This is a genomic window from Glaesserella sp. (genome assembly GCF_041817755.1).
In the GTDB taxonomy this organism is placed as follows: Bacteria; Pseudomonadota; Gammaproteobacteria; order Enterobacterales; family Pasteurellaceae; genus Glaesserella.
The window spans coordinates 1-8697 of sequence record NZ_JBGYBX010000013.1 but is presented as its reverse complement, the minus strand read 5'-3'; the positions used below and the strand labels follow the sequence as shown (position 1 = coordinate 8697).

At 44.7% G+C, this 8697-nt stretch carries 6 protein-coding genes and 2 pseudogenes; 6 read left to right on the top strand and 2 right to left on the bottom strand.

Going from position 1 to position 8697, the window contains the following annotated elements:
- The 5 genes and pseudogenes from hemA to rsmA form a co-directional block, all read left to right on the top strand.
- Positions 1 to 635 (top strand): annotated as a pseudogene (gene hemA / locus ACEYKX_RS01070) (glutamyl-tRNA reductase); the annotation flags it as partial.
- 155 nt (positions 636 to 790) lie between these two features.
- Positions 791 to 2305, top strand: a complete 1515-nt coding sequence (gene der / locus ACEYKX_RS01065) for a ribosome biogenesis GTPase Der (protein ID WP_373767882.1) — start codon at positions 791 to 793, stop codon at positions 2303 to 2305.
- Positions 2306 to 2314: 9 nt separating this feature from the next.
- Positions 2315 to 3742: a bifunctional D-glycero-beta-D-manno-heptose-7-phosphate kinase/D-glycero-beta-D-manno-heptose 1-phosphate adenylyltransferase HldE gene (gene hldE / locus ACEYKX_RS01060; RefSeq protein ID WP_373767881.1), complete on the top strand. Its 1428-nt coding sequence runs from the start codon at positions 2315 to 2317 to the stop codon at positions 3740 to 3742.
- A 70-nt stretch (positions 3743 to 3812) separates the two neighbouring features.
- Entirely contained in the window at positions 3813 to 4754 is a 942-nt protein-coding gene (locus tag ACEYKX_RS01055; protein ID WP_373767880.1) for a peptidylprolyl isomerase, read from the top strand.
- 97 nt (positions 4755 to 4851) lie between these two features.
- The gene (gene rsmA / locus ACEYKX_RS01050) at positions 4852 to 5718 is read left to right on the top strand and encodes a 16S rRNA (adenine(1518)-N(6)/adenine(1519)-N(6))-dimethyltransferase RsmA (protein WP_373767879.1); all 867 of its coding nucleotides are present in this window, start codon (positions 4852 to 4854) and stop codon (positions 5716 to 5718) included.
- A gap of 123 nt (positions 5719 to 5841) precedes the next feature.
- Here the strand turns inward: rsmA and tkt are convergent, their stop codons facing one another.
- The gene (tkt, locus tag ACEYKX_RS01045; protein WP_373767878.1) at positions 5842 to 7848 is read right to left on the bottom strand and encodes a transketolase; all 2007 of its coding nucleotides are present in this window, start codon (positions 7846 to 7848) and stop codon (positions 5842 to 5844) included.
- Positions 7849 to 8148: 300 nt separating this feature from the next.
- Between tkt and rpmE the strand changes: the two genes are divergently transcribed.
- Positions 8149 to 8361, top strand: coding sequence for a 50S ribosomal protein L31 (rpmE, locus tag ACEYKX_RS01040; RefSeq protein ID WP_111750308.1), 213 nt, complete (start codon positions 8149 to 8151; stop codon positions 8359 to 8361).
- A gap of 132 nt (positions 8362 to 8493) precedes the next feature.
- On the opposite strand, the pseudogene ACEYKX_RS01035 reads toward rpmE, so the two are convergent.
- Positions 8494 to 8697 (bottom strand): annotated as a pseudogene (locus tag ACEYKX_RS01035) (hypothetical protein); the annotation flags it as partial.

Genomic DNA, 8697 nt, shown 5'->3' with positions numbered 1-8697 from the left:
CCAACCGTACTCATATTCGGGCGGAAATGTTGGCGGAACGATTGAATGCGCCAATGCAAATCCTCTCGCTCAGCGCCTTACAAGTCGGGTTAAATCAGGCAGATGTCGTGATCAGCTCGACCGGCAGCCCGGAGATCTTGATTAGCAAAGCAATGGTTGAAACCGCGCAAAAGCAACGCCGCTTTGATCCGATGTTATTGATTGATATTGCCGTCCCGCGTGACATTGACGAAAAAGCCGCCGAATTGGACGGCGTGTACGCTTACAGTATCGATGATTTGCAACACATCATTCAGCAAAATCTTGCGCAGCGCCAACAAGCCGCCGAACAGGCTAAAGAGATTGTTGATGAAGAGGCAAAAGATTTTTTTGCTTGGCTTAAACAGCAACAATCGAGCAACTTAATCAAACATTATCGTCAAAATGCCGAAGAGATTCGGTTGGATTTATTGGAAAAAGCGTTAGCCGCCGTTCGCCAAGGTCAAGACAGCGAAAAAGTTCTGCACGAACTGAGTTATAAATTGACCAATCAACTCCTGCACGCCCCGACCCAAGCCCTACAATCCATGGCGAAACACGGCAATGTCAAAGGGCTACAGAGTTTTTCCCAAGCACTAAAACTGGACGAACATTGACCATCGAACATAACCGATTTGCAATATTTTCCCTCAAACTCACCGCTTGTCGGTGAGTTTTGTTTTTTTACATTATCCGATTTACGTCAATTTAGGCTATAATAGTGTTATTTTGTATAGCTATTGCAACGCATAGCCGATTCATTGAGGTTTATATGACTCCTGTTGTTGCCCTGGTGGGCAGACCTAACGTAGGAAAATCTACGTTGTTTAACCGATTAACCCGTACCCGTGACGCCCTTGTTGCCGACTTTCCCGGTTTAACCCGCGATCGTAAGTACGGTCAAGCCAATATTGCCGGTCGTGATTTTATCGTGATTGATACCGGCGGTATCGACGGTACGGAAGAAGGCGTAGAAGAAAAAATGGCGGAACAATCGCTTGTGGCGATAGAAGAGGCCGATGTGGTGTTATTTTTAGTCGATGCCCGTGCCGGTTTGCTGCCGGCGGATATCGGCATTGCACACTATTTACGCCAACGGGATAAAACCACGGTCGTCGTGGCGAATAAAACCGACGGTATCGATGCCGATTCGCATATCGCCGAATTCTATCAATTGGGCTGGGGCGACGTACAACCGATCGCAGCGGCACAAGGTCGCGGTGTAACCCAGTTGATGGAACAAGTTTTAGCGCCGTTAGCCGAACAACTTGAAGAACAAGCGGTCGGATCCGACGAATATTTTGCAAATGACGAACAAGACGAATGGGACAGCGACTTTGACTTCGATAATGAAGAAGACACCGCCCTGCTCGACGATGCCTTGGACGAGGAGAATGAAACGGTTGACGATAAAAATATCAAAATCGCAATTGTCGGTCGTCCGAATGTCGGTAAATCGACACTGACCAACCGCATTTTAGGTGAAGAACGCGTCGTCGTTTTCGATATGCCGGGGACGACGCGAGACTCCATTTATATTCCGATGGAACGCGACGGACAAGCCTATACCATTATCGATACGGCAGGGGTGCGTAAACGCGGAAAAGTGCATTTAGCCGTTGAGAAGTTTTCGGTTATCAAAACCTTACAAGCCATTCAAGATGCCAATGTCGTTCTGCTCACCATCGACGCCCGTGACGGCGTTTCCGATCAAGATCTTTCCCTGCTCGGTTTTATTTTAAATGCCGGAAAATCGTTAGTGATTGTCGTGAATAAATGGGACGGATTATCTCAAGACATCAAAGATCACATTAAATCCGAATTGGATCGCCGTTTGGATTTTATTGATTTTGCCCGCGTTCATTTTATTTCGGCACTGCACGGTAGCGGCGTCGGTAATTTATTCGGCTCGATTCAAGAAGCTTATCAATGTGCGACCAAAAAATGCACGACTTCCATGCTCACCCGTATTTTACAAATGGCGACGGATGAACATCAGCCGCCGTTAGTCAACGGTCGCCGTGTAAAATTAAAATATGCCCATCCGGGTGGTTATAATCCGCCGATTATCGTCATTCACGGCAATCAGATTGATAAATTACCGGATTCTTACAAACGCTATTTATCCAATTATTACCGTAAGAGTTTAAGAATTATCGGTTCGCCGATTCGCATGTTATTTCAAGAAGGCAATAACCCGTTTGCCGGCAGACGGAATAAACTGACGCCAAGTCAATTGCGTAAACGTAAACGTTTAATGAAATTTATTAAGAAAAACAAAAAATAGAGGCTCATTATGATGATGCAATACTCTCCTCAATTTAATCGTGCAAACGTCCTTGTTTTGGGTGATGTGATGCTTGATCGTTACTGGTTCGGCTCGACGAACCGTATTTCTCCCGAAGCACCGGTACCGGTTGTAAAAGTTCAGGAAAATGAAGAGCGGGCCGGCGGTGCCGCAAACGTTGCAATGAATATTGCAAGTTTAAATGTACCGGTCACCCTGCACGGCTTGATTGGTCAAGACGATGCCGGTTCGGCATTGGATAAATTGCTCAATTCGCACCGGATTAGAAATCATTGTGTCGCCGTCGATACCCATCCGACCATTACCAAGTTACGCATTTTGTCACGTCATCAGCAGCTATTGCGGTTAGATTTTGAAGAAGGTTTTCATAACGTCGATTACCAACCGCTGTTAGCCAAACTGGAAGCGGAAATTGCCTCTTACGGTGCACTGATCTTATCCGACTACGGTAAAGGAACATTAAACGGCGTACAACACATGATTCAAATCGCCCGTAACGCCAAGGTACCCGTTTTAATTGATCCGAAAGGAACCGATTTCGAACGTTATCGCGGCGCAACATTACTCACTCCAAATATGTCTGAGTTCGAAGCGGTTGCCGGTGTTTGTCATCACGACGACGATATCGTAACGAAAGGGCTCAAAATGATTGCCGATTATGATTTATCCGCGCTGCTCGTTACCCGCTCGGAAAAAGGGATGACCCTACTCCGCCCAAATCAACCGGCCTTCCATTTACCGACCCAAGCTAAAGAAGTCTACGATGTGACCGGCGCGGGCGATACGGTAATCAGCGTATTGGCAACGGCGATAGCCGACGGCCGACCGTTGGAGGAAGCCTGTTATTTAGCCAATGCTGCGGCGGGTATCGTTGTCGGAAAATTGGGGACCTCAACCGTGACACCGAGTGAATTGGAACAAGCGATTCACCAGCGAACCGAAACCGGGTTCGGCGTAATGAACGAAGATACCCTCAAAGCGATTGTCCGCCAAGCCAAACAACGCGGTGAGAAAATCGTCATGACTAACGGTTGTTTCGACATTCTTCATCCGGGGCATGTTTCTTATTTGGATAACGCCCGTAAACTCGGTGATCGCCTAATTGTCGCCGTCAATACCGACCACTCCGTCAAACGTTTAAAAGGCGAATCCCGCCCGATTAACGATCTCGATGCCCGCATGGCGGTTCTTGCCGGCTTGGCATCCGTTGACTGGGTTGTCCCTTTTGACGAAGATACGCCGCAACGTTTGATCAGCGAGATCTTACCCGATCTCTTAGTTAAAGGCGGCGACTACAAACCGGAAGACATTGCCGGCAGCAAGGAAGTTTGGGCAAACGGCGGCGAGGTACGCGTGCTCAATTTTGAAAACGGATGTTCAACCACCAACGTGATTAAGAAAATTCAATCACTCTGAACCTTTTTTTAAATTTTGATTCTAAGCAACCACTATTGTTTAAGTTAACGACCTTTTATAGGAATAAAAAATGAAGTTTACAAAATCATTATTACTTGCTGCATGCACTCTGTTTGCCGTATCACAAAACGTATCGGCTGAAGAGCGTGTTGTTGCCACCGTCGATGGTTATCCGATTATGCAAAGCCAAGTTCTCAAAGCACTGGGCAAAAAAGCCAAAACCGAAACCAATCAACGAGTTGCATTAGACAGTGTGATCGATGATTTCCTTGTACAACGGGCAATCCAAGAATCCGGCATCAAAGTCGATTATGCGCAAGTTGACCAAATTATTGAAAATATTGCGATTCAAAACGGCATTACTTACGGTCAATTATTGGATTATTTGGATTCACAACGCATTACATTGAATCAATACCGCCAACAAATCGCCCATCAAATTATGATGGAACAAGTGCGTAACCAAGCTATCGGGAAATCGATTCAAGTACAACCACAAGACGTACAAGGGTTGGCAAAGCAGATGCTTGATAATGCCAAAGCCAACGGCAGTTTGAAACCGGTGACCGGTACGGAACACCGTATCAGTCATATTCTGATTAAAACCACCCCTGTACTCAATGACGCACAGGCAAAAGCGAAACTCAACAGTATTGTTGCCGATATTAAAGCGGGCAAAACAACCTTTGAAGATGCCGCCAAAGCAAACTCCGTTGACTACGCATCCGGCGCAGACGGCGGTGATTTAGGTTGGAACTTTTTAGATGCATACGATCCGGCTTTCGCCAAAGCGGCAAAACAAAGCAAAACAGGAGCCATTACCGCCCCGTTTAAATCGCAATTCGGTTGGCATATTTTGAAAGTCACTGATACCCGCCAAGGCGATCGTACCGAAGATGCTTATCTGCAGAAAGCGTATGAACAATTAGTCAATAAGCAAGCGCAAGAAGCGTCCAAAGACTGGGTTAAAGCTTTGAAAAATCGTGCTGAAATTAAATACATAAACGAGTAAAATAACCTCAATTGAAAGAACCTCGCTCCGTGCGGGGTTCTTTGTTTTATCAAATTTGCAAAATATTGCGAAAATCATACCGCTTGTAAGGAAAATAATGAGCCCGAATACCAAAAAACACCTAGGACATACTGCCCGTAAACGTTTCGGACAAAACTTTTTACACGATCAAAACGTTATCCATCATATCGTTGCCGCCATTCACCCGCAAAACGGGCAATTTTTACTGGAAATCGGCCCCGGCCTCGGTGCATTAACCGAACCGGTTGCCGAGTTGGTCGATAAACTGACCGTCGTCGAACTGGATCGCGATTTAGCCGAACGGCTACGTCACCATCCTTTTTTAAACCATAAATTAACGGTGATTGAACAAGATGCGCTGCGCTTTGATTTCCGCGATTATTTCAACAGCCTCAATTTACCTGAAGGACAAGGCGTGCGGATATTCGGTAATTTACCTTACAACATCTCCACGCCATTGATGTTCCACTTATTTAAATTTCACGACCTTGTCCAAGATATGCATTTTATGTTGCAAAAAGAAGTGGTCAAACGGTTGTGTGCCGCACCGAACAGTAAAGCCTACGGGCGCTTAACCATCATGGCACAATATTATTGCCAAGTCATGCCGGTCTTAGAAGTGCCGCCTTCCGCATTTAAACCGGCACCGAAAGTCGATTCGGCGGTAGTCCGTTTGGTGCCATATAAAACCCTCCCTCATCCGGTGAAAGATGTCTATTGGTTAAACCGCGTAACCACACAGGCGTTTAACCAACGGCGTAAAACCTTAAGAAATGCGCTTTCCGCACTTTTCAGTGCCGAGCAGCTGGAAGGCTTAGGTGTAGATTTAAACGCACGGGCGGAAAATTTAAGCCTGGCGGATTATGCCCGCTTAGCCAATTGGTTATATGACAATCCCCCTGAAACACCGAACTCATCCATGGAATTCTTCGACGAAGAGTAAAGCGGATAGCTTACAAGCGGTCAGTTCCGCCGATATTTTTGCAAAAAAGATATCGGATCCGACCGCTTGTAAAAACAAAAACGGACTGTCTCCAGTCCGTTTTTCGTCATTTCATCGAAGGTATTATAAAATTTCTTTCGCTTTCGCGACCACATTATCGACGGTAAAGCCGAAGAGTTTGAATAATTCGCCCGCCGGTGCGGATTCGCCGAAACTATTCATGCCAACAATACGACCACCAAAGCCGACATATTTGTACCAGAAATCTGAAATACCCGCTTCAATTGCTACACGTTTGGTTACCGAGCTTGGCAATACCGCTTCACGATAAGCTTCATCTTGTGCGTCAAACACATTAGTGCTTGGCATGGAAACCACTCGCACTTGATGCCCTTCGGCACTCAATACATCCGCCGCTTTCATCGCTAACTCTACTTCCGAACCGGTTGCGATTAAGATTAAATCCGGGCAATCGCCTTTTTCACAGCATTGACGTAGGATATAACCACCACGAGCCACGTTGGCAAGTTGTTCCGGGGTACGTTCCATTTGAGCCAGGTTTTGACGAGTGAAGATTAAGGCACTCGGACCATCTTTACGTTCAACTGCCGCTTTCCACGCTACCGCAGATTCGACTTGGTCGCACGGTCTCCAGGTTTGAAGATTTGGAATTAAACGTAATGCCGCAGTCTGTTCGACCGGTTGGTGAGTTGGGCCATCTTCACCCAAACCGATAGAGTCGTGGGTGTAAACGAATAATGAGCGTTGTTTCATTAACGCCGCCATACGCACCGCATTGTGTGCATATTCCATAAACATTAAGAAGGTTGCACCGTATGGGATAAAGCCACCGTGTAAAGCGATACCGTTCATAATCGCTGACATACCGAACTCACGCACGCCGTAGTTGATGTAGTTGCCATCCACATTGTAATCCGCACGAATCGGTTTTGAACCGGACCATAATGTTAAGTTTGAACTCGCTAAGTCTGCAGAACCGCCTAAAAACTCAGGAAGAAGGTGTGCATAAGCTTCAATCGCATTTTGTGATGCTTTACGGCTTGCAATGTTTGCCGGGTTTGCTTGTAATTTTTCAATGAATGCCTGTGATTCTGCCGCCCAGTTCGCTGGTAATTCACCTGCAACACGACGTTTAAATTCAGCCGCAAGCTCCGGGTAAGCGGTTTCATAAGCTGCAAATTTTGCATTCCACTCTTTCTCTGCAATTAAGCCTTTTGCTTTTGCGTCCCATTCTGCATAGATTTCAGCTGGAATAACAAAAGGTGCGTGTTCCCATTTTAAGTATTCACGTGCAGCTGCAATTTCTGCATCACCTAATGGTGCACCGTGACAATCGTGTGAGTTACATTTATTTGGCGAGCCGTAACCGATAATGGTTTTACAGATAATTAATGTTGGGCGATCTTTTTCTGCTTGTGCATTTTCAATTGCAAATTTAATTTGCTCCGCATTGTGTCCATCAACATTGCGGATAACTTGCCAGCCGTACGACTCAAAACGCATTGCAGTATCGTCAGAGAACCAACCATCCACGTGACCGTCAATCGAAATATTGTTGTCATCATAGAAAGCGATTAATTTGCCTAAACCTAAAGTGCCTGCTAATGAACAAGCCTCGTGTGAGATGCCCTCCATTAAACAGCCATCACCTAAGAACGCATAAGTGTAGTGGTTTACAATCTCGTGACCTTTACGGTTAAATTGTGCCGCTAACGTTTTTTCTGCAATCGCCATACCTACCGCATTGGTAATCCCTTGACCTAACGGACCTGTTGTGGTTTCAACGCCTGGTGCATAGCCATATTCCGGGTGCCCCGGGGTTTTAGAGTGTAATTGACGGAACTGTTTTAAATCTTCAATTGAAAGATCGTAGCCTGTTAAGTGTAACAGACTATAAATTAACATTGAGCCGTGTCCGTTAGAAAGTACGAAGCGATCACGGTTTGCCCATGCCGGGTTGGTTGGATTATGTGATAAAAAATCACGCCATAACACTTCCGCAATATCTGCCATCCCCATTGGTGCACCAGGATGACCTGAATTTGCTTTTTGTACTGCGTCCATACTTAAAAAACGGATAGCATTTGCCAGTTCTCTACGTTCTGCCATTATTTACTCCTAGAAAGAAATTAACGTAAAATAATTCGTAGATTCTACACTATTTTTACAAATACTTGCGTAAAATCATCATGATAAAATGTGATCAAGTTCACAAAATTACACCGACAATTCTAGGCAAACGTTTACTTATCAATATAAAAAACTGATTGCTATTTATCATGATCTTACGTAAAATACCCGCTCTTTTGGTTGCAGGGCGATTGTCCTGCTTTTTATTAATACATATGGTACTAGACAGCTAAGTAGTATGCTCTAGTGGCGATATGGCTTCGTTAGAGGTTTTCTATAATGAAACAAGGTATTCATCCTAAATATGTAGAAATTACTGCAACATGTTCTTGCGGTAACGTGATTAAAACCCGTTCAACTGTGGGTAAAGATTTAAACTTAGACGTTTGTGGCAACTGCCACCCGTTCTATACCGGTAAACAACGTGTTGTTGACACCGGTGGTCGTGTTGAGCGCTTCAACAAACGCTTCAGTATTCCAAGCACAAAATAATTTGAAATTTTTCAGAAAAACCTCCACAATAGTGGAGGTTTTTTACTATTTAAAACTATCCTCTATCTCTTATCCTATTAATATACTCATCTTCTAACAAAAATTGAAAGTTTATTGTACAATAAGCACTAGTTATAAATTAGATATACAATAATTATGCAATTTTTTATCTATGCCCCGACATATAATCCCAATAATGGCAGTGTAATCATCATAGCAAATAAAACGTTTAGCACGTCGAAAAATAGCTGCACATTCTTGGTGACTTTTCACGTCCAATCCAACACTGTTCTCATCGTGAATGAACGTTTTATTACTACCTTTACGAATCATATT

Excerpts from the sequence above, each read along its gene's own strand:
- rpmE (WP_111750308.1), top strand. The coding sequence starts at position 8,149 with ATGAAACAAGGTATTCATCCTAAATATGTAGAAATTACTGCAACATGT.
- tkt (WP_373767878.1), bottom strand. The coding sequence starts at position 7,848 with ATGGCAGAACGTAGAGAACTGGCAAATGCTATCCGTTTTTTAAGTATG.
- ACEYKX_RS01055 (WP_373767880.1), top strand. The coding sequence starts at position 3,813 with ATGAAGTTTACAAAATCATTATTACTTGCTGCATGCACTCTGTTTGCC.
- der (WP_373767882.1), top strand. The coding sequence starts at position 791 with ATGACTCCTGTTGTTGCCCTGGTGGGCAGACCTAACGTAGGAAAATCT.
- rsmA (WP_373767879.1), top strand. The coding sequence starts at position 4,852 with ATGAGCCCGAATACCAAAAAACACCTAGGACATACTGCCCGTAAACGT.
- hldE (WP_373767881.1), top strand. The coding sequence starts at position 2,315 with ATGATGATGCAATACTCTCCTCAATTTAATCGTGCAAACGTCCTTGTT.